26 protein-coding genes are annotated in these 26,492 nt (G+C 64.7%); 17 read left to right on the forward strand and 9 right to left on the reverse strand.

Going from position 1 to position 26,492, the window contains the following annotated elements; translation table 11 throughout:
* Window positions 1–87: 87 nt before the first annotated feature.
* From ASE30_RS14790 to ASE30_RS14800, 3 genes are all read right to left on the reverse strand, one after another.
* Window positions 88–1,749 carry an MFS transporter gene (locus ASE30_RS14790; protein WP_057285040.1) on the reverse strand — a complete coding sequence of 554 codons (1,662 nt, stop codon included), beginning with the start codon at window positions 1,747–1,749 and terminating at the stop codon, window positions 88–90.
* Window positions 1,750–1,944: 195 nt separating this feature from the next.
* Window positions 1,945–3,321, reverse strand: a complete 1,377-nt coding sequence (locus ASE30_RS14795) for a sensor histidine kinase (RefSeq protein ID WP_156407665.1) — start codon at window positions 3,319–3,321, stop codon at window positions 1,945–1,947.
* Window positions 3,322–3,436: 115 nt separating this feature from the next.
* On the reverse strand, window positions 3,437–4,126 hold the full coding sequence (locus ASE30_RS14800) for a response regulator transcription factor (RefSeq protein WP_006218337.1): 690 nt from the start codon (window positions 4,124–4,126) through the stop codon (window positions 3,437–3,439).
* Between the two features lie 364 nt (window positions 4,127–4,490).
* On the opposite strand from ASE30_RS14800, the gene recA reads away from it, so the two are divergent.
* Together recA and recX are read left to right on the forward strand one after the other, a co-directional pair.
* Entirely contained in the window at window positions 4,491–5,552 is a 1,062-nt protein-coding gene (gene recA, locus ASE30_RS14805; protein WP_057285042.1) for a recombinase RecA, read from the forward strand.
* Window positions 5,553–5,673: 121 nt separating this feature from the next.
* Complete coding sequence (gene recX / locus ASE30_RS14810; protein ID WP_057285043.1) at window positions 5,674–6,363, forward strand: recombination regulator RecX; 690 nt, start codon at window positions 5,674–5,676, stop codon at window positions 6,361–6,363.
* 79 nt (window positions 6,364–6,442) lie between these two features.
* On the opposite strand, the gene ASE30_RS14815 is transcribed toward recX, so the two are convergent.
* Both ASE30_RS14815 and ASE30_RS14820 read right to left on the reverse strand, forming a co-directional pair.
* A complete protein-coding gene (locus ASE30_RS14815; RefSeq protein ID WP_057285044.1) occupies window positions 6,443–7,117 on the reverse strand; it encodes a hypothetical protein in 675 nt (224 codons plus the stop codon).
* A gap of 109 nt (window positions 7,118–7,226) precedes the next feature.
* On the reverse strand, window positions 7,227–8,144 hold the full coding sequence (locus ASE30_RS14820) for a LysR family transcriptional regulator (RefSeq protein WP_057285045.1): 918 nt from the start codon (window positions 8,142–8,144) through the stop codon (window positions 7,227–7,229).
* A gap of 195 nt (window positions 8,145–8,339) precedes the next feature.
* Here ASE30_RS14820 and metE point away from each other — a divergent pair, with 195 nt between their 5' ends.
* The 12 genes from metE (at window position 8,340) to ppa (ending at window position 20,764) form a co-directional block, all read left to right on the forward strand.
* Window positions 8,340–10,637, forward strand: coding sequence for a 5-methyltetrahydropteroyltriglutamate--homocysteine S-methyltransferase (gene metE, locus ASE30_RS14825; protein ID WP_057285046.1), 2,298 nt, complete (start codon window positions 8,340–8,342; stop codon window positions 10,635–10,637).
* Between the two features lie 292 nt (window positions 10,638–10,929).
* Entirely contained in the window at window positions 10,930–11,532 is a 603-nt protein-coding gene (locus ASE30_RS14830) for a DUF2889 domain-containing protein (RefSeq protein ID WP_057285047.1), read from the forward strand.
* A gap of 10 nt (window positions 11,533–11,542) precedes the next feature.
* Window positions 11,543–12,703, forward strand: coding sequence for an ADP-forming succinate--CoA ligase subunit beta (gene sucC, locus ASE30_RS14835; RefSeq protein WP_057285048.1), 1,161 nt, complete (start codon window positions 11,543–11,545; stop codon window positions 12,701–12,703).
* 100 nt (window positions 12,704–12,803) lie between these two features.
* Window positions 12,804–13,685: a succinate--CoA ligase subunit alpha gene (sucD, locus tag ASE30_RS14840; protein ID WP_006225012.1), complete on the forward strand. Its 882-nt coding sequence runs from the start codon at window positions 12,804–12,806 to the stop codon at window positions 13,683–13,685.
* 258 nt (window positions 13,686–13,943) lie between these two features.
* A complete protein-coding gene (locus ASE30_RS14845) occupies window positions 13,944–14,642 on the forward strand; it encodes a TerC family protein (protein WP_057285049.1) in 699 nt (232 codons plus the stop codon).
* A 111-nt stretch (window positions 14,643–14,753) separates the two neighbouring features.
* Window positions 14,754–15,473 (forward strand): TerC family protein, encoded by a 720-nt coding sequence (locus ASE30_RS14850; RefSeq protein WP_057285050.1) that lies wholly within the window; start codon window positions 14,754–14,756, stop codon window positions 15,471–15,473.
* A complete protein-coding gene (locus tag ASE30_RS29770) occupies window positions 15,460–15,582 on the forward strand; it encodes a hypothetical protein (RefSeq protein WP_255366978.1) in 123 nt (40 codons plus the stop codon). The genes ASE30_RS14850 and ASE30_RS29770 overlap by 14 nt, the downstream gene beginning before the upstream one ends.
* Before the next feature lie 9 nt (window positions 15,583–15,591).
* On the forward strand, window positions 15,592–16,536 hold the full coding sequence (hemC, locus tag ASE30_RS14855) for a hydroxymethylbilane synthase (RefSeq protein ID WP_057285051.1): 945 nt from the start codon (window positions 15,592–15,594) through the stop codon (window positions 16,534–16,536).
* Window positions 16,536–17,351, forward strand: a complete 816-nt coding sequence (locus ASE30_RS14860) for a uroporphyrinogen-III synthase (RefSeq protein WP_057285052.1) — start codon at window positions 16,536–16,538, stop codon at window positions 17,349–17,351. Before hemC ends, ASE30_RS14860 begins: the two co-directional genes overlap by 1 nt.
* Before the next feature lie 37 nt (window positions 17,352–17,388).
* Complete coding sequence (locus ASE30_RS14865; RefSeq protein ID WP_057285207.1) at window positions 17,389–18,579, forward strand: uroporphyrinogen-III C-methyltransferase; 1,191 nt, start codon at window positions 17,389–17,391, stop codon at window positions 18,577–18,579.
* Between the two features lie 5 nt (window positions 18,580–18,584).
* Window positions 18,585–20,204 (forward strand): heme biosynthesis HemY N-terminal domain-containing protein, encoded by a 1,620-nt coding sequence (locus ASE30_RS14870; RefSeq protein ID WP_057285053.1) that lies wholly within the window; start codon window positions 18,585–18,587, stop codon window positions 20,202–20,204.
* A 29-nt stretch (window positions 20,205–20,233) separates the two neighbouring features.
* A complete protein-coding gene (gene ppa, locus ASE30_RS14875) occupies window positions 20,234–20,764 on the forward strand; it encodes an inorganic diphosphatase (RefSeq protein ID WP_057285054.1) in 531 nt (176 codons plus the stop codon).
* Here ppa and ASE30_RS14880 read toward each other — a convergent pair whose 3' ends face one another.
* From ASE30_RS14880 to ASE30_RS14895, 4 genes are all read right to left on the reverse strand, one after another.
* Window positions 20,765–21,601 (reverse strand): IclR family transcriptional regulator, encoded by an 837-nt coding sequence (locus tag ASE30_RS14880; RefSeq protein ID WP_057285055.1) that lies wholly within the window; start codon window positions 21,599–21,601, stop codon window positions 20,765–20,767.
* Between the two features lie 15 nt (window positions 21,602–21,616).
* Window positions 21,617–22,381, reverse strand: a complete 765-nt coding sequence (locus tag ASE30_RS14885) for an SDR family NAD(P)-dependent oxidoreductase (RefSeq protein ID WP_057285056.1) — start codon at window positions 22,379–22,381, stop codon at window positions 21,617–21,619.
* Window positions 22,378–23,589, reverse strand: a complete 1,212-nt coding sequence (locus ASE30_RS14890) for an ABC transporter substrate-binding protein (protein ID WP_057285057.1) — start codon at window positions 23,587–23,589, stop codon at window positions 22,378–22,380. Before ASE30_RS14890 ends, ASE30_RS14885 begins: the two co-directional genes overlap by 4 nt.
* Window positions 23,590–23,669: 80 nt before the next feature.
* Window positions 23,670–24,068 (reverse strand): cupin domain-containing protein, encoded by a 399-nt coding sequence (locus ASE30_RS14895; RefSeq protein WP_057285058.1) that lies wholly within the window; start codon window positions 24,066–24,068, stop codon window positions 23,670–23,672.
* A 174-nt stretch (window positions 24,069–24,242) separates the two neighbouring features.
* Here ASE30_RS14895 and ASE30_RS14900 point away from each other — a divergent pair, with 174 nt between their 5' ends.
* From ASE30_RS14900 to ASE30_RS14910, 3 genes are read left to right on the forward strand one after another with little or no spacing between them, the layout of a single operon-like run.
* Window positions 24,243–25,022, forward strand: a complete 780-nt coding sequence (locus ASE30_RS14900) for an SDR family NAD(P)-dependent oxidoreductase (protein WP_057285059.1) — start codon at window positions 24,243–24,245, stop codon at window positions 25,020–25,022.
* 10 nt (window positions 25,023–25,032) lie between these two features.
* Window positions 25,033–25,794: an ABC transporter ATP-binding protein gene (locus tag ASE30_RS14905; protein ID WP_057285060.1), complete on the forward strand. Its 762-nt coding sequence runs from the start codon at window positions 25,033–25,035 to the stop codon at window positions 25,792–25,794.
* A 1-nt stretch (window position 25,795) separates the two neighbouring features.
* The gene (locus ASE30_RS14910; RefSeq protein WP_057285061.1) at window positions 25,796–26,488 is read left to right on the forward strand and encodes an ABC transporter ATP-binding protein; all 693 of its coding nucleotides are present in this window, start codon (window positions 25,796–25,798) and stop codon (window positions 26,486–26,488) included.
* Window positions 26,489–26,492 lie beyond the last annotated feature (4 nt).

The raw sequence follows: 26,492 nt of genomic DNA on the forward strand, positions 1-26,492 counted from the left end.
GCGCCGCATGCACAAAAAAAAAGCTCCGCAAGGAGCTTTTGAAAGGCCGGGCAGGCGCAGCAGTCCCACCCGGCGGGGGATGGTCTATCAGGCGTTGATGTCGTTGTCCTTGGATTCGCGCACGAACAGTGTGCCGATGACCAGGGTCATGACCGCGATGATGATCGGGTACCACAAGCCGTCGTAGATGTTGCCGGTAGCCGCCACCACCGCGAATGCGACCGGTGGCAGGAAGCCGCCGAACCAGCCGTTCCCGATGTGGTAGGGAAGGCTCATCGACGTGTAGCGGATGCGCGTCGGGAACATTTCCACCAGCATGGCGGCGATCGGGCCATACACCATGGTCACGTAGAGGACCAGGATCGTCAGCAGCACCACGACCATGACGTTGTTGGTCTGGGCCGGATCCGCCTTGGCCGGATAGCCATGGCTGCGGATGGCGGAGGTCAGCGCCTTGTCGAGCTCGGCTGCCTTGGCCTTGAAGTCAGCCGGGGCCATCGTCTTGCCGTCAAACGACACGAACTCGTCGTTGCCGATCTTGACGCGGGCCACTGAACCGGCCGGCGCGGCTTCGTTGCGGTAGTTCACCGAGTTGCGGGCCATGAACGACTTGACCACGTCGCAAGAGCTGGTGAAGGAAGACGTGCCCACCGGGTTGAACTGGAACGAGCAGGTGCTGGGGTCGGCGATCACGGTGACCGGAGCGGTTGCTTGCGCCTTTTCCAGTGCCGGGTTGGCGAAGTGCGTAAGGCCCTGGAAGATCGGGAAGTACGTCGCGGCGGCGATCAGGCAGCCCGCCATGATGATGGGCTTGCGGCCTATCCTGTCCGACAGGGAGCCGAAGATCACGAAGAAGGGCGTGCCGAGCAGCAGCGCCACGGCGATCATGATGTTGGCGGTATTGGCGTCAACCTTCAGCGTCTGCGTCAGGAAGAACAGGGCATAGAACTGGCCCGTGTACCAGACCACGGCCTGGCCGGCGGTCAGGCCCAGCAGCGCCAGGATCACGACCTTCAGGTTCTTCCATTGACCGAACGATTCAGCGATCGGCGCCTTGGAACCCTTGCCTTCTTCCTTCATGCGCTTGAAGGTGGGGGATTCGTTCAGTTGCAGCCGGATCCACACCGAGATGCCCAGCAGCACCACCGAGATCAGGAACGGAATGCGCCAGCCCCAGGCCTTGAAGTCGTCTTCGCCCATGAACGTGCGGATGCCCAGGATGACCAGCAGCGACAGGAACAGGCCCAGGGTCGCGGTGGTTTGAATCCAGGACGTGTAGAAGCCGCGGCGTCCGTGCGGGGCATGCTCGGCGACGTAAGTCGCCGCGCCGCCGTACTCTCCGCCCAGTGCCAGGCCTTGCAGCAGGCGCAGGATGATCAGGATGGCCGGGGCGGCCAGGCCGATGCTGGCGTAGCTGGGCAGGATGCCCACGAGGAACGTCGACAGGCCCATGATCACGATCGTGACCAGGAAGGTGTACTTACGTCCGACCAGGTCGCCCAGGCGGCCGAACACCAGGGCACCGAACGGCCGCACCGCGAAGCCGGCGGCGAAGGCCAGCAGCGCGAAGATGAAGCCCGCGGTCGGGTTCACGCCGGAAAAGAAGTGTTGGGCGATGATGGCTGCGAGCGAGCCGTACAGATAAAAGTCGTACCACTCGAACACGGTGCCGAGCGACGACGCGAAGATGACCTTGCGCTCCTCCTTGGTCATCGGACGCGGATCCGCGGATGGACCGCGGCCTGCCATGGTAGTTGTGCTCATGATGTCTCCTCGTTTTATGGCCGGCGGTTTTCCGCCGTGCTTGACCCTCCGCCGGCGACACCGACATCGAGCTAAACGTCACATTGGGGGCCGAGGCTGACGAGGTTCTGACGGGACCCTTACTCGAATCTTAAATTTGAAACAAATAGTAAGCGTTCCGTGGGAGGCTAGGGATAGTCCTTAGCTTTCGGCGGGGTCCGTCATGGGGGAGTAGAGGGGGAAAGTCACGCGGATGCGCGTGCCGGGCAGATCGGAATGCCGGGTGGGATGGTCGTCGATCACGACGCTGGCCTGGTGCTTTTGTGCGATCTCGCGCACGATGGCCAGGCCCAGGCCGCTGCCGTCCGAGGTCGTGCCCAGCACCCGGTAGAAGCGGTCGAATACGCGTTCGCGTTCGTCCTGGGGGATGCCCGGGCCGGAGTCCTCGACCTCCAGCGCGCCCTGTCCGGCGAAGCTCAGGACCCGGACGGTGATGTGGCCGCCCTGCGGCGTGTACCGCAGCGCGTTGTCCACCAGGTTGTTGAGCAATTCCGCCAGCAGCAAGGGGTTTCCGTTGATCTCGACGGGATCGTCGGACCCCTCGAAGCCCAGGTCCGTGCGCAGCGACAGCGCCAGCGGAACCCAATGCATGGTTTGCTCGTAGGCGATGGTGTTGAGGTCGGTGCGGGTCAGGCCGATGGCGCTGGGATTCTCGGCGCGGGCCAGCAACAGCAATTGGTTGACGAGGCGGGTCGCGCGCTCGGAGCCGGTCACCAGCTGGCGCAGGCTGGACTGCATTTCCTCGGGGCTGGCATCGCGCAGCGCCAGTTCCGCCTGGGTACGCAGGCCGGCCAGCGGCGTCTTGAGCTGATGCGCCGCATCGGCCACGAAGCGCCGCTGCGCCTGGACGTTGGCCGACAAGCGGTCCAGCAGGTCGTTCATGGCCGCTACCAGCGGCGCGATCTCGGAAGGGGCGGCGCGTTCGTCGATGGGAGAGAGGTCGTCGGGCCGGCGCGCCCGCAGCCGCTGCTGCAGCGCATTCAGGGGCGCCACGCCGCGCGACAGGCCGAACCACACCAGCAGCACGGCGATCGGCAGCACCACGAACTGCGGAATGATCACGCCCTTGATGATGTCGTTGGCCAGTTGCGTGCGCTTTTCCACGGTCTCGGCCACGATCAGCAGCGGGGGCTGCGTATCCGGAAGATGCAGGTCGACCCAGGTATACGCCAGCCGGATGCCGAAGCCGCGCAGCGTGTCGTCCTCGTATTGCACTTCGCCCGGCCGGGGCTGGCCCACCGTGGCGGGCAGGGGCAGGGCCCGGTCGCCGCCCAGGTATTCGCCGCGGCTGCCCAGGGCCAGCCAGAACACGCTGTCGGTTTCATCGGCGCGCAGCACGTCGCGCGCGGCGTCGGTCATCTTCAGCACGGCGCGGCCGTCCTGGGCGTGGACGTGCCGCGTCAGCACATGGAGATTGTTGGCGAGTGCCCGGTCGTAAGGGACATTGGCGATGTTCTGCGCGACCACATAGGTAATGGCGACGCTCATCGGCCACAAGAGGAACAGCGGCGCCAGCATCCAATCCAGGATCTCGCCCAACAGGGAACGCTGGGGCGGCGCGAAGCTCGGGCCCTTGGACCCGGCTTGCATGACATCCAGCGCTTCCTGGTTGAGCTGCTCTGGAGGCGCGGGCTCAGCTTGCGAGGTACGCCGCACCCTGGTCCCGTTCAAGGCAGTAGCCCAGACCCCGCACGGTGACGATCTTGACGCCGCTGGGTTCGAGTTTCTTGCGCAGCCGATGCACGTAGACCTCGATGGCGTTGGTGCTGACTTCTTCGCCCCATTCGCAAAGGTGGTCCACAAGCTGGGTCTTGCTGACCATGCGTCCGCTGCGGGTCAGGAGAATTTCGAGGAGGCTGACTTCGCGCGCGGACAGGTCCAGCGTCTGGTCGTCCACGATCGCCACGCGGCCCGTCTGGTCAAACAGCAGCCGTCCGTGCTTGAGCATCGTGGCGCCGCCGCCGGCGCCGCGCCGGGTCAGCGCGCGTACGCGAGCCTCGAGTTCGGACAGCGCGAAGGGCTTGGCCATATAGTCGTCCGCACCCAGGTCCAGGCCTTTGACGCGCTGCTCGATGCTGTCGGCGGCCGTCAGGATGAGTACGGGCAGGGCGGAGTTGCGGGCGCGCAGGCGGCGCAGCACTTCCAGACCGGCCAGTTGCGGCAGGCCGAGATCGAGGATGAGAAGGTCGAATGCCTGGGCGGCCAAAGCGGAATCGGCCGCCAGGCCGTCTCGTACGGCATCCACGGCGTAGCCGTTATGGCGCAGCGAACGGGACAGGCCATCGGCCAGGATGCTGTCGTCTTCGGCGATCAGAATACGCATGGGCTGCTGCAAGGAAGGAACCCCGCGCCGCGCGCTTTGCCGCCACCTGCGGGGCGCTTTCCGCCTTGCAGGCGGAGCCCGGCGGCGGAAAAGGGGGAAAATACCGGGAACTCCTTCGATTCTGTCATAGGGCGCCGGGCTTGCCCACTCAGGGTATACGTGCAAAAGACTGGCACACTGGTTTTATGTACAGTACAATCCGATGCCATAATCTGATCCGTAGCTCAAGGCGCCAGTCAGGCGAGAAAGCCAGACCAGAACGTTAGACCAAAGCGCCAGACCAGAATGTCAGACTAGAAGTCGGACCCCCGCGTCAGACCCGCAATCCCTTCGACACCCAGATACGTTACAGACAGGACTCCACATGGACGACAAAACCACCAAGGCCGCCGCATCGGAAAAAGCCAAGGCGCTTGCCGCCGCGCTTTCGCAGATCGAAAAGCAGTTCGGCAAGGGCTCGATCATGCGCTACGGCGACAACGAGGTCTCGCACGACATCCAGGTGGTTTCCACGGGATCGCTGGGTCTGGACATCGCGCTGGGCGTCGGCGGCTTGCCGCGTGGCCGCGTGGTTGAAATCTACGGCCCGGAATCGTCGGGCAAGACCACGCTGACGCTGCAGGTCATCGCCGAAATGCAGAAAATCGGCGGCACCTGCGCGTTCGTCGACGCGGAACATGCGCTGGACGTGCAGTACGCCAACAAGCTGGGCGTGAACCTGACCGATCTGCTGATCTCGCAGCCGGACACGGGCGAGCAGGCGCTGGAAATCACCGATGCGCTGGTGCGTTCGGGCTCTGTCGACCTGATCGTCATCGACTCGGTGGCGGCATTGGTGCCCAAGGCTGAAATCGAAGGCGAAATGGGCGATTCGCTGCCCGGCCTGCAAGCCCGCCTGATGAGCCAGGCGCTGCGCAAGCTGACCGCCACGATCAAGCGCACCAACTGCATGGTCATCTTCATCAACCAGATCCGCATGAAGATCGGCGTCATGTTCGGCAACCCCGAGACCACCACCGGCGGCAATGCGCTGAAGTTCTACGCGTCCGTGCGCCTGGATATCCGCCGCATCGGCTCCATCAAGAAGGGCGACGAGGTGGTCGGCAACGAAACCCGCGTCAAGGTCGTGAAAAACAAGGTCGCGCCGCCGTTCAAGCAGGCCGAGTTCGACATCATGTACGGGGCCGGCATCTCGCGCGAAGGCGAAATCATCGATCTGGGCGTGGCAGCCAACGTCGTGGACAAGTCTGGCGCGTGGTACAGCTACAACGGAAACCGCATCGGTCAGGGCAAGGACAACGTCCGTGAATACCTGAAAGAGCACAAGGACATGGCCATCGAGATCGAGAACCGCGTTCGCGAGAACCAGGGCATCGTCAGCCGTGCCGCCGAATTCGTGCCCACGACGGAAGACACCGCCGAGTAATCGAAACCATCCACCGGTCACGGGCCATTCCCTGCCGTGACCCTGCATTGGTCCGGGCTCCGGTCCGGTGAATTGCGGCAGGCGCCTCGACGGGCCTGCCGTTTTGCATAGCAGGAAGCGCATGAGCTGGAAACCGACTCCCGCGTCAGCCGACCGCCTTCGTGCCAAGTTGGATGACGAATTCGAAACCGTCGCCAAGCCTCAGGGCTTGTGCCGCACCTCGGATGCGCGCCGCGAGCAGGAAGGCGCCGCGCCCGCGGTCGACGCCGATCAATGGCAGCGCAGTTCCGAAGCGCGCGGCGCGGGGCGCGGCCGCCGCACAGACCCCGCCGGCAGTGACGCCTCCGCGGGCGATGCCAAGCCGGCCCGCAAGGGACCATCGCTCAAAATGCGCGCGGTGGGCTATCTGTCGCGCCGAGAACACGCGCGTGAAGAACTGGCGCGCAAGCTGGCCGCCCATGCCGAAGACGCCGCCGAAGTCGAAGCGGTGCTGGATGCCCTGCAGAAAGAGGGGTGGCTGTCCACCGAGCGCTTTGCGCAAAGCCTGGTGCACCGGCGCGCATCGCGCCAGGGCGCGGCACGCATCGTGCAGGAATTGCGCCAGCATGGCGTGGACGACAACCAGGTCGCCGAACTGCGCGACCAGCTGCGCGCCACCGAATACGATCGCGCGCTGGAAGTCTGGAAAAAGCGCTTCGACGCGAAACCGGACGACCGCGCGGTCTATGCCAAGCAGGCCCGCTTCCTGGCCAGCCGCGGCTTCGCGCACGATGTGATCCGCCGAATACTCGGCGAGGGCGATGAGGACTGACGGCCTTGTCCCCCGCCTGTGCGTCAATGAAGATCCGCTAGGGCGAATCTTCTAAAGAGGGCAGGCTGCGGGGGGGGCCTCACTCCTGGATGGCCGACAGGAAATCCGGGTCTTTGGCCAGGGCTTCGGTGCTGAGCCGTATCGAATCGTTCAGCGAAGTGAAGAAATTGGCGAATTTGTTCGTGCGCCGCTTGATTTCCTTGGTCTGCGAATACACGGGCTTCTGCGTGGCCTTGTCAGTCACGACATAGGCGATACGCAGTGTCCAATCCACCGAATATCCTAGATCGTCGACCAGGAATTCCTGGACATCGCCGTTCAACCTACGGCGCTGCTGGTCGCCATTGACCTTGACGCCGATGAAGCGCAGTTCGGTAAAGGTGGCGTCTCGAACAAAGTCCTTGATGTCCTTTTCGAGCAGTATGTTGCCGATTGCGGTGTTGCGGATTTGGTTCGCGGCAATCTGCGGAGCGCGGTAGGCGCCAGTGGAGTTGGGCGCGCTGATCTGTTGCGAGGACGACAGGCCGGCATTCGCGTAGCGCTGGGATTTTGGCGCATCCACCGTATCTGCTTTGTTGGGGTCGTATGTGAAATCGCCGACTTCGACAGCGCCTTCAGCGCTGATCACCGACGAGGGCGAATACTGGACTGGGAGCGTGTTCGGAATATTGCCGCAACCCGCCAGCAAAGCGATGGAAGCAAGAATGGCCGAACGGCGGATATGGCGCGCTGAAAGCAACGATGACAGGAACATGTTTGCTGCTGACTCGAAGATTGGAGGAGCGATATTTTAAACTTTATGTGTTTAATTGAATCGTATTATTTTTGAATATCTCTCACGATCGGCGCGCCAAGAAAGGGCCCTATTTCGCTGACTTGATCCCTGACAATGTCTTGAAGCAGACGTCGCGGGTGATGGTCAGGAACTCGTCGATGTACGAGGTGTCCGTGTCCTCGCTGCGCACCGTGGCGTACAGCGTGCGCCACACGCCCTGCGGGCCCAGCCGGCAGAGCCGCAGCCAGCCCTGGTTCATGTATTCCGTCAGCGCCCAATTGGGCAGCGCCGCCACGCCGCGGTTGCTGGCTACCAACTGCGCGATGATGGGCGTCAGTTCGGCCTTGCGGATGGCTGCGGGTTCCACGTCGGCGGGATCCAGGAACGCCGTGAAGACATCCAGGCGCTGCTTGTCTACGGGATACGTGATGAGCGTCTGGTCGGCCAGTTGGTCCGGCGTGACGAACTTGCTGCCGGCCAGCGGATTGGATTCGGACACGGCCAGCACCAATTCGTACTTGAACAACGGCAGGTAATCGACGGCGTCCAGCGGCTGGGGGTCGGACGTGATGACCAGATCGAGATCGCCGCGCACCAGGGCGGGCAGGGGGGCGAACGAGAACGCCGCCGACAGGTCCAGCGCCACGTCCGGCCATTGCACGCGGAAGGCGTCGAGCGCCGGCATCAGCCACTGAAAGCAGGAGTGGCAATCGATCGCCAGGTGCAGCCGGCCGGTGCGGCCGGCGGCCAGGCGCTGCAGCTCCCGTTCGGTCGCGCGGATGCGGGGCAGGACTTCGTCGGCCAGCGCCAACACGCGCAGGCCGGCGGTGGTGAGCCGGGCCGGCCGCGTGCGGCGGTTCAGTAAGGGAGTGCCAAGACGGGTTTCGAGGTCGCGCAATTGATGCGACAGGGCCGACTGGGTCAGGTGCAAGCGCTCGGCGGCTTCCTGCAGGCTGCCGCCTTCCCGGATGGCGGTGAGCGTTTCAAGATGGCGGATTTCTAGCATGGAAGTGGCAAAGGCAGGACAAGCCCCCCCGCCAAAGCGGCGCTGGGCTCGGGCTCCGGACCCCGAGGTCTGGAATGAGCTTATATTGTATGAGAATTCCTCATTTTATGAATGTAGACATTGATTTTGATTCATTTTGGTTTGGCCTCAGAATAGCCTCCACTTGAACAAATTTTGTCTAACGACGGTGTTCCCATGACTACTATTCATAATTTGGGGTTCCCCCGCATTGGCGCCCAGCGCGAACTGAAGCGCGCTGTCGAGGCCTATTGGGCCGGCAAGCAGACCGCTGAAGCGCTGGAAGAGACCGGCCGCGAACTGCGCGCCAGGCATTGGAAGCTGCAAGCCTCGGCGGGCCTGAAGTTCGTGCCCGTGGGCGATTTCGCCTGGTACGACCAGATCCTGGAATGGACCACGCTCCTGGGCGCCGTGCCCGCCCGTTTCGGCCAGAAGGACAATGAGCCCGTCACGCTGGACACGCTGTTCCGCATGGGCCGGGGCCGCGCGCCAACGGGCAAGCCGGCCGCCGCCTGCGAGATGACCAAATGGTTCGACACCAATTACCACTACATCGTGCCTGAGCTGGTTCCGGGGCAGACGTTCCGCATTGCGCGCGAATCGTTGTTCGAGCAAATCCAGGAAGCGCAGGACCTGGGCCTTGCCGTCAAACCGGTGATTCCCGGGCCGCTGACCTGGCTGTACCAGGGCAAGGGCGACGCCTTTGCCGGTGGCGCCGCCGATGCCGGCAAGCTGGAACTGCTGGCCGCGCTGCTTCCGGTATATGAAGAAGTGCTGGCCCGCTTTGCCAAGCAGGGCGTGCAATGGGTGCAGATCGACGAGCCCATCCTGGTGCTCGATCTGCCCCTGGCCTGGCGCGACGCGTTCAAGCGGGTCTACGCCACGCTGTCCGCCAGCCCGGTCAAGCTGCTGGTCGCGACCTACTTCGATGGCTTGAAAGACAACCTGCCCACCGCCCTGAGCCTGCCCGTGGCCGGCCTGCACGTGGATCTGGTCCGCGCGCCCGAGCAATTGGCAGACGTCGTTACCGGACTGGGCGCCGAACAGGTGTTGTCCGCCGGCGTCATCAATGGCCGCAATATCTGGCGCACCGATCTGGACGCCGCCCTCGCCACGCTGGCCCCCATCCGGCAGCAATTGGGCGACCGCCTTTGGCTCGCCCCGTCATGCTCGCTCTTGCATGTGCCGGTGGATCTGGCCAACGAAACCGACCTGGACGCCGAGCTGAAAAGCTGGCTGTCGTTCGCCGCCCAGAAGCTGGAAGAACTGAGCCTGCTGGGCCGTGCGCTGGACGGCGCAACCGACCCGGCGGCGCAGGGTGGCCTGATCAAGCAACGCGCGGCGCTCGCGGCGCGCCGGGCTTCGGTCCGCATCCACAACCCGGCGGTGGGCCAGCGCATGGCCGGCGCGGCCGAGGTGTCGCGGGATCGCGCGCCGTTCGCCGGGCGAATCGCTCGTCAGCAAGAGCAACTTGGCCTGCCCGCCTACCCGACGACGACAATCGGCTCTTTCCCGCAGACCGCCGAAATTCGCGCCCTGCGACGCGACTGGAAGTCGGGCGCACTGACGGACTCCGCGTACGAAGCCGCCATCCGCAGGGAAATCGAGGAAGTCATCCGCTTCCAGGAAAAGGTGGGCCTGGACGTGCTGGTTCATGGCGAACCCGAGCGCAATGACATGGTTGAGTACTTCGGCGAACTGCTGGCTGGCTTTGCCTTCACCAAGAACGGCTGGGTGCAAAGCTACGGTTCGCGCTGCGTCAAGCCGCCGATCATCTTTGGCGACGTGGCCCGTCCCGCCCCGATGACGGTGGGCTGGTCGTCCTACGCGCAGTCGCTGACCGACAAGCCGGTCAAGGGCATGCTGACGGGTCCCGTCACCATCCTGCAATGGTCGTTCGTCCGCGACGATCAGCCGCGCGAGCAAACCTGCCGCCAACTGGCGCTGGCGTTGCGCGACGAAGTGGTGGATCTGGAGACGGCCGGCATCAGCGTCATCCAGATCGACGAACCCGCCATCCGTGAAGGCCTGCCCCTGCGCCGCGCCGACTGGCAGGCGTATCTGGACTGGGCCGTGGATTGCTTCCGCCTGTCGACCGCCGGCGTGCGCGACGAGACGCAGATCCACACGCACATGTGCTATTCGGAGTTCAACGACATCATCGAATCCATCGCCGCCATGGATGCGGACGTGATCACGATCGAAACGTCGCGCTCCAATATGGAGCTGCTGAAGGCATTCGAGGATTTCCGCTATCCGAACGACATCGGTCCCGGCGTATATGACATTCACTCGCCGAACGTCCCCGAAGTGGACTGGATGGTGGACCTGATGAGCAAGGCCGCCGCCCGTCTGCCCAAGGAGCGCCTCTGGGTGAACCCCGACTGCGGCCTGAAGACGCGGGCCTGGCCGGAAACGGAAGCCGCGCTGATCGGCATGGTGCAGGCCGCGCGCGCGCTGCGCGAAGCGGCCTGAGGGAGCCGTCCGGAGTCAGGGCTCCGGGCGATAGCGACAATAAAGACCCGGTTTGCGCGGTCAATGCGCTAGCCGGGTTTTTTCTGCGTTTGGCCGAGCCATCCGGCGCCAGCGGCCCGCTGTTCTGTCCCCGGTTAGAGGGCGTGCGCCCGTTGCGCGGGCCACGAGACCGATGCGGCGTTGCGGGCAGCGCCCAAGAAGACAGTTGATCCCGGGCTGCCTGCGCTATACTTTGAAGGTTTTGTTGCCGCGCACCATGCGCTGGCCATCTTCGCCCCGCAGGCCCCCACGCATGCCCTTGCCACCGCCGGATTATCCTCGCCAACCGCTGCACACGCGTTCCATACGCGTGCAGTCCTATGCGCGCGATGACGGCAACTGGGATCTGGAAGCCGAGCTGATCGACGTCAAGGCGTACGATTTTCCCAAGCGCGACGGCGAGATGTTCAAGGCCGGGCAACCCGTTCATCATATGCACCTGCGCATCACCATCGACGAGAATTTCTCGATCCTGGCTGCTCAGGCCGTCTATGACGCGGCGCCCTATGGCGGGCATTGCATGGCGATCGAGCCGGCTTACACTGATCTGATCGGGATGAACCTGCTCAAGGGTTTCCGCCGTCAGGTCAAGGAGCGTTTCGGGCATGTGGCGGGCTGTACGCACATGACCGAACTGTCGCAGGTGCTTCCCACCGCGGCAATCCAGACCATGGCCAACCGCCGGCGGCAAGAAATCAACCCGGACCTGCGTCCATTCCAATTGGACGGTTGCCATGCCTTGAGCACTGGCGGCCCGGTGGTGGCTGAGCACTATCCCAAGTGGTACACCGGGGGCAGCGCTGAGGCATCGGCCGATTCGTCCTCCGATTCACCTTCTTTTTCTCATACGTCCTGACAGGTAACACATGAAAATCCACGAGTATCAAGGCAAGGAACTGCTGAAGCAATTTGGCGTCCCCGTGCCGCGCGGGATTCCCGCTCTTTCCGTCGACGAGGCCGTGGCTGCCGCTGAAAAGCTGGGTGGACCGGTTTGGGTCGTCAAGGCACAAATCCACGCGGGCGGCCGCGGCAAGGGCGGTGGCGTCAAGCTGGCGCGCTCGCTGGACGACGTCCGCAAGCTGGCCTCGGAAATCCTGGGCATGCAGCTCGTCACGCACCAGACCGGCCCGGAAGGCCAGAAGGTCCGTCGCCTGTACATCGAAGACGGCGCCGACATCCAGAAGGAATACTACGTCTCGCTGGTCACTGACCGCGCCACGCAGAAAGTCGCCTTCATCGCCTCCAGCGAAGGCGGCATGGACATCGAGGAAGTGGCTCACTCCACCCCCGAAAAGATCATCACCGAATACATCGATCCGCTGACCGGCCTGTCCGCCGAGCAAGCCACCAAGATCGCCAATGCGATCGGCCTGCCCGCCGATTCGACCGCCCAGGCCGTCGACGTGTTCCAGAAGCTCTACAAGTGCTACATGGACACCGACGCTTCGCTGGTCGAAATCAACCCGCTGAACCGCGACGGCAAGGGCAACATCATCGCCCTGGACGCCAAGTTCAACTTCGATCCCAACGCTCTGTTCCGCCACCCGGAACTCGTCGCCTACCGCGACCTGGACGAAGAAGATCCCGCTGAAATCGAAGCCAGCAAGTTCGACCTGGCCTACATCCAGCTCGACGGCAACATCGGCTGCCTGGTGAACGGCGCCGGTCTGGCCATGGCCACCATGGACACCATCAAGCTGTTCGGCGGCGAGCCGGCCAACTTCCTGGACGTCGGCGGCGGCGCCACGGCCGAGAAAGTCACCGAAGCGTTCAAGATCATGCTCGCCAACAAGAGCGTGAAGGCCATTCTGGTCAACATCTTCGGCGGCATCATGCGCTGCGACGTCATCGCCGAAGGCGTGATCGCGGCTTGCAAGGCCGTCAACCTGAGCGTGCCGCTGGTCGTCCGCATGAAGGGCACCAACGAAGAGCTCGGCAAGAAGATGCTGGCCGACTCGGGCCTGCCGATCATCAGCGCCGACACGATGGCCGAAGCGGCCACCCGCGTCGTAGCCGCCGTCAAGTAAATATGCCCCCACGCCGCGCCCTTTCATGGCTCGCTGCCCCCCAAGGGGGCGCCTTCAGCTGGGGGCGGCCTGGCGCTAAAGAAAATCCAAGGATTCACAAATGTCGATTCTGATCAACAAGGACACCAAAGTCATCACCCAGGGCATCACGGGTAAGACGGGTCAGTTCCACACCCGCATGTGCCGTGAGTACGCCAATGGCAAGGCCGCCTTCGTGGCCGGCGTGAACCCCAAGAAGGCGGGTGAAGACTTCGAAGGCGTGCCGATCTTCGCTTCGGTGAAGGACGCCAAGGCCGACACCGGCGCGACCGTGTCGGTCATCTACGTGCCGCCGGCTGGCGCCGCCGCCGCGATCTGGGAAGCTGTCGAAGCCGAACTGGATCTGGTGATCTGCATTACCGAAGGCATCCCGGTCCGTGACATGCTCGAAGTCAAGAACCGCATGAAGGCCAAGGGCAGCAAGACGCTGCTGCTGGGCCCGAACTGCCCGGGTCTGATCACCCCCGACGAAATCAAGATCGGCATCATGCCCGGTCACATCCACCGCAAGGGCCGCATCGGCATCGTCAGCCGTTCGGGCACCCTGACGTACGAAGCCGTGGCGCAAGTCACCGAGCTGGGCCTGGGTCAATCCAGCGCCGTCGGCATCGGTGGCGATCCCATCAACGGCCTGAAGCACGTCGACGTGCTCAAGCTGTTCAATGACGATCCCGACACCGACGCCGTCATCATGATCGGCGAAATCGGCGGTCCCGACGAAGTCAATGCCGCCGAATGGGCCAAGGACAACATGAAGAAGCCGGTCGTCGGCTTCATCGCTGGTGTCACCGCGCCCGCCGGCAAGCGCATGGGCCACGCTGGCGCCCTGATCTCCGGTGGCGCCGACACGGCCGACGCCAAGCTGGAAGTGATGGAAGCTTGCGGCATCCGCACCACGCGCAACCCCTCCGAAATGGGCAAGCTGCTCAAGTCGGTGCTGTAAGTTTCAGCATGCGCGCCAAAAAAAACCCGCTTCGGCGGGTTTTTTTTTGCCTGCTTTGGCAGTTTTCCTAGGGTAATCCCGTGTCCACGCCGAGGTCACGGAATCATACGGAAAGCTGAACGAAACTATAATGAAAGAAATTTCGCGCGTACCCAGCAAGAACGCCGTCGGGCTCGCACCAAGACGGCCAGTACGTTTTTGTCTTCATTCGCCCATTAATTTGGTTTGTCCTAGGGGGATCACACCTAGGAAAGAAGTATGGAACTCAGTTCAGCGGCATTCTGGATAGCGTTGCTCCAGATCATTTGGGTCAATATCCTGCTATCCGGCGACAACGCCGTGGTTATTGCGCTGGCGGCGCGTTCGCTGCCTCCGGCGCAACAGAAGAAAGCGATCGTGGTCGGCTCCGCTGCCGCGATCATCATGCGTATCGTATTGACGCTCGTGGCGGCCAAATTGCTGCTGTTGCCGTGGCTCAAGCTCATCGGCGCGCTGCTCCTGGTCTACATCGGCGTGACGCTGCTGATGCCGGAAGGCGAAGAAGACGGCGCGGGCAAGACGCAAGGCAATTTGTTCACGGCAATTCGCACTATCATGATTGCCGACCTGGTCATGAGCCTGGACAACGTGGTGGCTGTAGCCGCCGCCGCGATGGGCGACACGACCTTGCTGGTATTGGGCTTGGCGATCAGCATCCCCTTGGTCATCTTTGGCAGCACGCTGCTCCTGAAGGTCATCGAGCGCTTCCCGGTTATCGTCTGGGTGGGTGCGGCGTTGCTGGGCTTCATTGCTGGCGAGTTGCTGGTGGGGGATCCCGCCTTGCAGGAACCAGTGGCGCGCATAGACGCTGCCCTGGGTGTGTCACAGCACAGCTTCGCGATGATGACGGGCGTGCTGGGCGCGGTGCTTGTTTTGGCGATCGGAAAAGTTTTGGTGATGCGCCAGAAAGCTGACTGAAAGCTGAATTACAATACTGCGTTGTTTTGAATCACCTCGCCGCGCGCAGCGCGGCGAGTCGGCCGGCTCGGGACCGGCCATTCTTTTCATAAATGCCTTCGGGGGTTCATAGTGCTTGAGTTTTTACAGACGCTGAGTTGGGCAGCGGTATTCCAGATCATCCTCATCGACATCCTGCTTGGCGGCGACAACGCCGTCGTGATCGCGCTGGCTTGTCGCAACCTGGCGCCCAAGCAGCGCATGCAAGGCATCCTGTGGGGTACCGCCGGCGCAATCATCTTGCGTGTCGTGCTGATTGCCTTCGCCCTGACGCTCTTGTCGATCCCCTTCCTGAAGGTCGTGGGTGGCGTGCTGCTGCTCTGGATCGGGGTCAAGCTCCTGGTTCCCGAAGACGATGCGCATGGCAACGTAAAGGGCGGAACATCCATCGCCGCCGCCATCAAGACCATCATCATCGCTGACTTCGTGATGAGCCTGGACAACGTCATCGCCATCGCTGGCGCGGCCCAGAATGCCCACGCCGATCATCAGATCGGCCTGGTCGCCTTTGGCCTGATCGTCAGTGTGCCGATCATCATCTGGGGCAGCACGCTGGTCCTCAAGCTCATCGACCGCTATCCGCTGGTTGTCACGTTTGGCGCGGCTTTGCTCGGCTGGATCGCGGGCGGCATGTTGATCACCGATGTGATTGTCGAACGTCATTTCGGCGTTCAGCCCACTACGGTTAAAATCGCTGCAGAAATTATCGGCGCCTTGCTCGTTGTTGTCCTTGGACGGTGGCTGGCAAGCCGCAAAACCGCTTCCAAGGAATCAGCACATGAGTCTGCGTAGATCCGTCGATCCCCAGCAATCCGAATCGGGCCTGAGCCTTCTTCAGGGTCTGTTCGTGCTGGCCATCCTCGGGATAGTCGCGACGGTCATCGTCTCCAATTTTGTTTGATGACGTCTCGTGTCTCTTCCGCAACGCCTGGTCATCGCGACCCGCGCCAGCCGGCTTGCCCTGTGGCAAGCCGAGCATGTGCGCGACCGGCTGCGCACGCTGTACCCGGCGTGCGCGGTTGAGCTTCTTACCCTGACGACCCGAGGCGACCAGATCCTCGACCGCACGCTCTCCAAAGTGGGCGGCAAAGGACTGTTCGTCAAGGAACTCGAAAACGCGCTGCTCGATGGGCGTGCCGATCTTGCCGTTCACTCCTTGAAGGACGTGCCGGTGGATCTGCAAGCCCCATTCGAGCTTTGCGCCGTCCTTGATCGCGCGGACCCGCGCGATGCCTTCGTGTCCAACCGCTATGCGTCGCTGGCAGACCTGCCAGCGGGCGCGGTCGTCGGCACGTCCAGCCTGCGCCGTGAATCCCAGATCCGCGCGCGCTATCCCGAGCTCGTCGTGAAACCCCTGCGCGGCAACCTGGACACGCGTCTGGGCAAGCTGGACAAGGGCGACTACGACGCCATCGTGCTGGCGGCAGCCGGTCTTGAACGCCTGGGCCTGGGGGGGCGCATCAGCAGCTTGCTGGATGCCGCCGACAGCCTGCCGGCGGCCGGACAGGGCGCGCTGGGCATCGAGATCCGCGATGATCGCGGTGATATGCGTGCCTGGCTGGCGCCGCTGGTCAGCGCCGACACAACCGCCTGCGTATTGGCCGAGCGCGCCGTTTCGCGCAAGCTGGGCGGATCCTGCCAGGTTCCCCTTGCCGCATTCGCCCAGATCGCGGGTGGCACGCTGACGCTGCGGGCGCTGGTGGCGTCGCCGGACGGCGCACGCATGGTCCACGCCACGCGCAGCGGTCCCGTCAGCGCGGCCGAGGCCATCGGCGAGGCGGCCGCCGACGAACTGCTGCAGGCGGGCGCCCAGGCCATTCTGCGCGACTTGCTGCAGGACCCCGGGCCAGGCTGATGACCAAGGCGTCCGCAGCCGCCGAGAGGCCGCGCGTCGCCGTCCTGACGCGGCCCGCCGGGCGCAACGAGGCACTGGCCGGCCGTCTGTCGGACGCCGGCTGGTTGTCCTGCATCCTGCCCGCCCTTGAAATCCATCCCTTGCCGATTGCCCCCGAGGACCTGCCTCGGCCGGCCGGTTATGACATGGTTGTGTTTGTCAGCGGCAACGCCGCCAGGCAGTACCTCGACCAGCTTGCCCGGGTTGACGGGCCGGCGCCGTGGCCGGCAGGCGTGAGCGCGGCCACGGTGGGCCCGGCCAGCGCGCAGGCATTGCACGAGTCGGGGTGTTTTGGCGCGAATACAACAGTCCTGCATCCGGACGAGTCCGCGCCCAGCCACGATTCCGAGGCCCTGTGGCGCGTGCTCCAGGATCTGCCCATGCCCGCCCGCGTGCTGCTGGTGCGCGGCACGCAAGGCAGGGACTGGCTAGGGGACAAGCTCGAGGCCGAGGGCGTCGCGGTCACGCGGCACGCCGCTTACCTGCGGCGTCCGGCGCTCTGGCGTCCCGCGCAGTTGACCCAATTGCGGCGCTGGGCGGATGCCGGCGTCAGCGCCACCTGGCTGATCACCAGCGGCGAGGGCGCGGACGCCGCGCGCGCCGGGCTGGAGGCGGCGGGGCTGTCCGGCTGGTGGGAGCAGTGCGGCTTCGTGCTGACTCATCCCTCCCTTGCGCGCCGCCTGCCGGTGACGGCCGATGGCGCGTCGTGCCCGTCGATGGTAAAAATCTGCTTGCCCAACGACGAGTCGATATTCCAGGCTTTTGTTGCTGCTTGATTCGTTGCTTCGGACTGACACCGAATACAATCGCGTCATGACAGACAAGACTCCCGCTACCGATCCGGTCGTTCATACGGCCGCCCCGGACGCAAACGCGTCCGCATCGGCCCCGGCCGATTCCGTCAAGGCCCGTCCGGCCAAGCGCGGCAGTGGCCCGTTGGTCACTGCCCTGATAATCGTCGTGCTGCTGGCCGTAGGCTTGGGCTACGCGCTCTGGAAGCAGCGCACGCAGTTCGTGTCCGCCGGACGCGAGGTCGCCACCCGCATCGAAACGCTCAGCGCCGACGTCGCGCAGGCCCGCAAGGACACGCGTGAAGCCTTGGCGCTGGCGCAGGCCCAGGCAGGACGCGTGGGCGAACTTGAAGACACCGTGCGTGAAACGCAAAGCCAGTACAACGCGTTGCAACTGGCCTGGCAGAACTTCAACGACAGCGCCAGCGACGAGCTTCTGGCTAACGACATCGAGCGTCTGCTGACGATCGCCAACCAGCAATTGCGCCTGGCCGGCAACGTTTCAAACGCCATCGTCGCCCTGGAAACCGCCCAGTCCAGGCTGGCGCGCGCCGACCGGCCGCGCTTCTCCAGCCTGCAGCAAGCGATCAACGGCGACCTCGATCGCCTGCGCGCCGTGTCCACGGTGGATATTCCCGCCCAGTCTGCCCGCATCGAACGCCTGGTCGCGCTGATCGGCAGGGCGCCCTTGCTGGTGCCAGACGCCGCCGCTCCGGGCATTGCGCCCGTCGGCGAATCCCAGCCGGCTGCTCCGGCGCCCACGGTGGACCCCCAGGCTGGCTTGCCCGCCGACGCTCCCTGGTGGCAGCGCTGGCGTGCGGAAGTGGCCTCTTGGCCCGGCCGCGCCGGCTCCGCGCTGGCGCATGAGCTGGGTGGGCTGATCACCATTCAGCGCGTGGACGAACCCGCCGCGCTGCTGCTGTCGCCCGAACAGGCTGACCAGGTGCGCGGCACGCTGCGTCAGCGCCTTCTGACGGCGCAACTCGCGATGCTGATGCGTCAGTCGCCGGTCTGGAAAAGCGAACTCGAAAACGTCGGCGTGACGCTGTCCAAGTACTTCGACAACCGTTCTCCCGATACCGTCGCCGCCCAGACGCTGGCGCGCGAACTGGCGCAGATCGACATCGCCGTGCGCATGCCGGACGTGGCCGACAGCCTGAACGCCGTCGCGGCGCTGCGGGCTGCGGGCTTCAAGACCAGCGATCAGGACTAAGGCATATGCGTACCTGGTTCTGGACACTGCTGCTCACCGTCATTGCCGTCGCCCTGGCGGTGGTGTTGCGCTCGCATTCCGGCAATGTGCTGCTGCTCGTGTGGCCGTGGCGCATCGGGATGTCGCTGACGCTCGCCGTCTTGCTGCTCGTGGCGGCCTTCATCGTGCTGTACGTGGGTTTGCGCCTCTTGGCGTGGCTGCTCGCCATTCCCGACCGCGTGCGCGCCTGGCGCGGCAAGCGCGCGCAGGCCCGCGATCACGAATTGCTCGAACGTGGCTGGATCGGCTTGCTGGAAGGCCGCTATACCCATGCCGAAAAAGATCTGACCAAGCTGCTCGAACAGACCAAGGTGAAGACGCGCCGCGTTCTGGCCGCCTTGTCGGCCGGGCGCGCCGCGCACGGCCTGGGCGAATTCGACCGGCGCGACCGCCTGCTGGTCACCGCGCAGGAACAGGCGGGCGCCGATCCGGGCCTGGTCGAAGCCACGGCGACGGTGTCGGCCGACATGCTGCTGGACCAGGGGCGCGCCGAACGCGCGCTGGCGGTGCTGGCTCCCCTGGCCGACGGCGGCGCGCGCCATCTGCACACCATGCGCTTGCTGCTGCGCGCCCATACCGCGTTGAACCACCAGGACCAGGTCTTCACGCTGGCGCGCGGCCTCGTGCGGCGCAATGCGCTGGCGCGCGCTGAAGCCGATCTGCTCATAGACGCCTCGGGCGCAGCGCGCTTGCGCGCCGCCGCCGGCAGCGATGCCTGGCGCGCCACCTGGAAAGACCTGAAGGCCGAAGAACGCCTGCTGCCCGAGATCGCCCTGGCGGGCGCGGCGGCCTTCGAGGCCGCCGGTGAAGCCAACGAAGCCGCCCGCGTGCTGGAAGCGGCCATTGCCGTCAAGTTCAATCCGGCCCTGGTGGCTGCCTACGCCCGCTGCGAAGCCGAACAGGTCTCGCGCCGTCTGGCCAAGGCGGAGACCTGGCTGCAACAGCGTCCGACCGATCCCGACCTCCTGACCGCGCTGGGCATGCTGTGCCTGAACGGCCAGCTTTGGGGGCAGGCCGAGCGCTATCTGCTGCGCAGCCTGAGCCGCCGCAGCGATGCGCAAACGCATGCCCTGCTTGGCAGCCTCTACGATCGCCTGGAACGCCCCGCGGACGCCGTGCGCCATTGGCGCCTTGCCACGGCGGCCAGCATGGCCCTGCCGGTGCTGGCGGCGGATGCGGCTCTGCCGCCCGCGGACACGGGTTCCGATCCTTACCATGTGGATGCCGAGGGCGGCTATGCGGTAGGCCTGTCGGACACCGATGGCGACACCGGTCTCGGTGGCGACTACCCCGCGCTGGCGCCCGCGGTGGCGGCCTCGGCCTCCGACTACGTGCTGGATCCGGACGCACGCGTCAGCAGCGAACAGCGCGACCGTGCGCTGGCGCCCGAGGACGCACCGCTTGCCGGCGGCACGTCCGATATCGACGAGTACTTCGACAGCGCGCCGATTCCGGCCGCGGCTTTCGACGAACCCGTGCCCACGTATGCGCCGGCGCCGCCCGCCGCGCCCAAGCCCGCGCCCGCGCCGGCCGCGGCGCCCGTGCCGACCACCAAGCCGCCGTTCAAGGACGATGGCTCGATTTGAACATTCCTTCAGACAAACAAGGTTGAACCATGAGTCTTGATCGCGTCTCCCCTGGCAAGAAGCTGCCGGAAGACTTCAACGTCATCATCGAAATCCCCATGAACGCCGACCCGGTCAAGTACGAGGTCGACAAGGAATCGGGCGCGATTTTCGTTGACCGCTTCATGCTGACCGCCATGCACTACCCGTGCAACTATGGCTACATCCCGCAAACCCTGTCCGACGACGGCGACCCCGCCGACGTGCTGGTGCTGACGCCGTTCCCGATCCAGATCGGCGCCGTCGTGCGCTGCCGCGCCATCGGCGTGCTGGAAATGGACGACGAGTCGGGCGGCGATGCCAAGCTGCTGGCCGTGCCGATCGAAAAGCTGTACCCCCCGTACCGCAACATCAAGTCCTATGAAGATCTGCCGGCGGAAGATGTTTCCCGCATCCAGCATTTCTTCGAGCACTACAAGGACCTGGAAAAGGGCAAGTGGGTCAAGGTCAAGGGCTGGAAGGGTGTTGACGCCGCGCACGAGGAAATCGTGAACAGCGTCGAACGCTACAACAAGGCCTGATCAGGCTTTGGCCCGAGCCGGTGCTGTACCGGCTGGCGGTTTGATGCGGCGCGGCCGCGACGGCATGATGCCGATCGCCGCCGCGCCGTTGCTTTGAGGCGCCTGCAGATTCTGCGAGACCTCTGCCGCCGCGACCTGGATCCGCGCTTGCAGCACATCCAGGCGCGCGGCCGGGGTATGCGCTTCGGCGGCGATGAAAACCAGGCTGCCGACCACCTTCTGCTCGGGGCTGAAGATGGCCGCGCCGATGCCCATCAGGCCACGGTCGACCTCTCCGTGGGACACGCACACGCCGGCCGCCCGCAAGCGCTTCAGATTCGCGCGGAACTCATCCCAGTCTTCGCCAAGTCCGGCTTCGCGGATCTCGGCCGCGTGCCATAGCATCAGATTGCGCAATTGGTAGGGCGGCAGGTTGGCCAGGATGGGCTTGGCGGTGGCGCCTCGGAACATCGGGAACGGGCGGCCGCGCGCGTAGCTGGATTCGATCGAGTTGTCCGTCCAGTAGCGGTCCACGCACATCACCTTGTCGCCGTAGTAACTGCACAGCATCAGGTTGGCGCGCAGCTCGTCGCCGGTGGCGCGCATGACCTCGCGCGCGGCTCGCATCAGCGGGTCGTGCCTGCGCAGATGGCGGTCCAGTTCGATGATGCGCGAACCCAGCACGTAGGCGCCTCCCGCCGTGGGCGCCAGCAGGCCGCTTTCGGTCAGCGACTTGAGATAGCGATAGGCGGTGGCGCGCGAGCACTCCAGATGCGCCATGACGTCTTCCTGGAACGCGGCAGTGGTGTCGTCGCGAAAAAGGTCGAGAATGGACAGCATGCGATCGGGAGTGCTCATTGCTTCTGGACGTGCCTAGTGAATGTGGAAGCCGCCGTTGACGTCGACCACGATGCCGGTTGAGTAAGAGGACAGGTCCGATGCCAGGAAAAGAATGGCCTGAGCAACTTCGGCGGGCGAGCCGAAACGTTGCAGCGGAATGCCCTGTTTGAGTTCTTGTTCCCAATTTTCGCCGAATTTTTCGCGCGTCATGTCGGTTTCAATAATGCCCGGCGCCACGCAGTTGGCCCGTATGCCTCGCGGCCCCAGCTCTCGCGCCAGGGCCTTGGTGAAGCTGATGACGCCGCCTTTCGAGGCCGCATAGTGCGAACCGCCCAGCAGTCCGCCGCCGCGCAAGGCAGCGGTGGAGCCCAGGTTCACGATCGCGGGATGCCGCGTGCTTTCCAGCAGGGCGGGCAGCGCCGCGTGCGTGACGTTATACGTGCCGGTCAGATTCACGTCGATCATGCGGCGGAACTCGTCTTCGGGCAGATCCCAGATGCGCGTGGCGGCGACGATGCCGGCGTTGTTGACCAGAACGTCGATGCCTCCGAGCACCTCTTTTGCGCGCGCCAGGGCGGCTTCGCACGAGGCCGCGCGGGATACGTCGCAGTGCAGGTCCACGCGGCCCCGGACGGGCTGGACTTCCGCCCCTTCGGGGTAGGCATGGTCCAACACCGCGACGTTTGCCCCCTGCGCCAGGAACAGTTCGACGACGGCCGCGCCAATGCCGCGGGGGTTGGCGCCCCCCGTGACAATGGCGCGCTTGCCGGCCAGCAGCTGGAGCGCGCCGCCTGTCACGATTTCACCAGCGCGCAGTTGCCGTCCTTCAGCGGGCGGAAGGCCTGTTCGGCGGGGATCTTGCGCACCAGGTTGTAGTAGTCCCATTCGCGCTTGGACTCCGACGGCTTCTTGACCTGGAACAGATAGAGGTCGCGCATGACGCGGCCATCCTCGCGGATGCGGCCGTTCTCGGTCATGAAATCATTGATGGGCGTGTCATGCATCTTCTTCAGCACCGCCTCGGACCCGTCCGTGCCCGCGGCCTTGACCGCGTTCAGGTAATGCATGGCCGCGCTGTAGTTGCTGGCCTGCACCATGGAAGGCATGCGGCCGGTGCGCTTGAAGTAGCGCTCGGACCACTGGCGCGCCTTGTCGTCTTGATCCCAATAGAAGGGTTCGACCAGGTTCAGCCCCTGCGCGTATTCCAGCCCCACGCTGCGCACGTCCACGATGCTCATGAAGAGCGCGGCCACGCGCTGCTTGCTGCCCATGATGCCGAATTCGAACGCCTGCTTGATGCTGTTGATCGTGTCGCCGCTGCCATTGGCCAGGCCGATCACCTGCGCCTTGGACGCCTGCGCCTGCAGAAGGAACGATGAGAAGTCCGAGCTGGCGATGGGGTGGCGCACGCTGCCGATCACCTGTCCGCCCCTGGCCTTCACCACCGCCATCGCGTCGCGTTCGAGCGAATGGCCGAACGCGTAGTCGGATGTGATGAAGTACCAGCTCTTGCCGCCGTCGTCCATGACGCCGCTGGCCACGCCGGTGGCATAGGCATAGGTGTCGTAGGTCCAGTGCATGCCATTGGGCGAGCAGGCCTTGCCGGTCAGGTCCGCCGAACCCGCGCTGGTGAAAATCACGATGCGTTTCATCTGCCGGGTCAAATCTTGCACCGCCAGCGCGATGGCCGAATTGGGCACGTCCAGGATCAGGTCCACCTTGTCGTTCTCGTACCAGCGGCGCGCAACCGATACGCCGATGTCGACCTTGTTCTGGTGGTCCGCCGAAATGACTTCGATGGGCTTGCCCAGCACCGTGCCGCCAAAGTCCTCGACGGCCATTTTCACGGCTTCCACGCCAAACTTGCCGGACAGGTCCGCCATCATGCCGGACTGGTCGCCCAGCACGCCGATCTTCACGACATCGTCCGACACCTGCGCCTGGGCGGACAGGGACAGGGCGCTCAGCGCGCAGACAGCAAGGCTGTTCTTGATACGGGTCTTCATGGGTTGTCTCCTCGGGGGCTTGGTTCCTTGCGCGCCGCCCTGTGCCGGGCAGTCGTGCGGGGTCATGCGGCGGGTAACGCCTATTCCAGCGTCTGGCCGGCGTAGGCGTCGATGAACAGATTGGGTTTCAGGAAAAAGCTGAGCACCAGGGCGCCATTCGGGGCGCGCGCCACGTGCTGGTTGCCACGCGGGCGCCAGACATAGTCGCCCGCGCACACCTCGCCTTCGGCGTCCACGATGGAACCCTCCAGCACAAAGGTCTGTTCGACCTCGACGTGTTCATGCAGCGGCAGTTCGGTGCCAGGCTGCCAGCGGAAGAGGGCGGTAAGCAGGCCGGACTCCTTGTCCTGCATCAGCACCTTCATGTCTATGCCTTCGACCTGCGTCGGCTTCCAGGGCAGATCGGCAACTTTCAGAAAGCGCGAAGCCAAGGGCGGCAGTGCATTGGCGGCGGGGCAGCCGGGGGTTTCGAGGGCCATGGTGGTCTCCTAGCCGTTGCTCGTTATGGAAGATAAACCAAAAATCTTGTTATTGAGTGTTTAAAAATAGTCGCGTATATTGAGATTGATGTCAACTTTGTTTTGCATGCCGAAAGCAGAGGAAGACACAGGCCGGACCCAGAGATCCGGTGCATATAAGACAAGGAGACAGCGTTGAAACACGATTATCTGGACCAGACGTTCGGATTGGCGGGTCGCGTCGCGTTGGTGACGGGGGCGGCGCGGGGGTTGGGCTACGCCATTGCGCGGGCGCTGGGAAAGGCCGGCGCGCAGGTGGTGATCAATGACCTGTCGCGGGAGGCCTGCGAGGCCGCCTGCGCGCGTCTGGCCGAAGAGGGCATCAGGGCACATGCCTCGCCCTTCGATGTGGCCGACGATGCCGCGGTGGCGCACGCCGTGTCTCAACTGGATTCCGCTGGCCTGGCCATCGACGTGCTCGTCAGCAATGCCGGCAACCAGAATCGCAAGCCCGTGGTAGAGATGGCCGCCGCGGAGTGGCAGGCGCTGCAGAACGTACACGTCAATGGCGCGTTTCATTGCGCGCGTGCCGTCTTGCCCGCCATGGCCAAGCGCGGCTTCGGCCGGATCGTGCTGATGTCTTCGGTGGCCGGGCAGGCGACCATGCCAAACATCGCCGCCTACGCTACCGCCAAAGGCGCCATTGCCGCATTCGCGCGGGCATTGGCCGTGGAGTACGGCCCCAGTGGCGTGACCTGCAATGCGCTCGCGCCGGGCTTCGTGCGCACGGACTTCACGCAGGGCCTGCAGGACAATCCGCAATTTCAGTCGTTTCTGTCGTCCGCCGTGCCGGCTGGCCGCTGGGCCGCGCCCGAGGATATTGCGCCCGCGGTGGTGTTCCTGGCGTCCCCGGGCGCGTCGTTCGTCAACGGGCATGTCCTGGCGATCGACGGCGGCCTGTTGGCCCGCATGTAGGAGCGCCGCCATGAGCACCCAAGCGGTTCTGTCCGCCCAGGGGCTGGTCAAGCGGTTCGGCGGCTTCAATGCCGTCGACGGCGTGACACTCGCCCTGCAGGAAGGCTCCATCCACGCGCTTATCGGCCCCAACGGCGCCGGCAAGACCACCTGCTTCAATCTGCTGACCAAATTCCTCACGCCCGACGAAGGCGTGATCCACTACCGCGGGCGCGACATCACGGCTCTGGCGCCGGAACAGATCGCGCGTCTGGGCATCGTCCGCTCGTTCCAGATATCCGCCGTGTTCCTGGGGCTGACCGTCCTTCAGAACATGCGCGTGGCGCTGATGCGCCAGCATGGCGACGGCCTGCGCTTCTGGCGCAGCCGGCGCAGCGTGGACCGCCTGAACGGGCGCGCCCTGGAATTGCTGGACGCGGTGGGCTTGGCGAACCTCGCGGACACGACCGCCGCGCTATTGCCTTACGGCCGCAAGCGCGCGCTGGAAATCGCCATGACCCTGGCCCTGGAGCCGGAGATCATGCTGCTGGACGAACCCATGGCCGGGCTGGGCCAGGAAGACGTGGCGCGTATCTCCGCGCTGATCCGCCGGGTGTCGGTGAACCGCAGCATCCTGATGGTCGAGCACAATCTTTCCGTGGTGGCCGACCTGTCCGACACCATCACCGTGCTGGCGCGCGGCGCCGTGCTGGCGCAAGGCGACTACGCCACCGTTTCGCGCGATGAACGGGTCATCACCGCCTACATGGGGTCGGAAGAGGAGGCGCACTGAGATGCTGGCGATCAAAGACCTCAACGCCTGGTATGGCGAATCCCATGTCCTGCATGGCGTGGATATCAACGTGAGCCGCGGCGAACTCGTCACCATCCTGGGCCGCAACGGCGCGGGCAAGACGACGACCCTGCGCGCCATCATGGGCATCCTGGACAAGCGGCGGGGCTCCATCCGCCTGAACGGGCAGGAGACCGTGGGCATGGCGCCGCATCGGATTCCGCGCCTGGGCGTGGTGTATTGCCCGGAAGAGCGCGCGGTGTTCCGCAGCCTGAGCGTGACCGAAAACCTGATGCTGCCGCCGCGGCTGGCTGCGGGCGGCATGTCGCTGGACGAGATCTACACGCTGTTTCCGAACCTGCGCGAACGCAGTGCAAGCTCTGGCGGCAATCTGTCCGGCGGCGAGCAGCAGATGCTGGCCATTGCGCGCATCCTGCGCACGGGCGCCCAACTGATCCTGCTGGACGAGCCCACCGAGGGGCTGGCGCCGGTCATCGTGCAGCAGATCGGCCAAGCCATCCGAACCCTGAAAGAACGGGGATTCACCATCGTGCTGGTCGAACAGAACTTCCGCTTCGCGACCAAGGTGGCCGACCGCCATTACGTCATGGAGCATGGATGCGTGGTCGACGAGTTGTCGGCGGACGAGGCGCGCGGCGATCCCGGCCGGATCGCGCGCCGCCTGGGTGTCTGAGAGG

It is taken from the genome of Achromobacter sp. Root83 (assembly GCF_001428845.1).
In the GTDB taxonomy this organism is placed as follows: domain Bacteria; phylum Pseudomonadota; class Gammaproteobacteria; order Burkholderiales; family Burkholderiaceae_B; genus Achromobacter.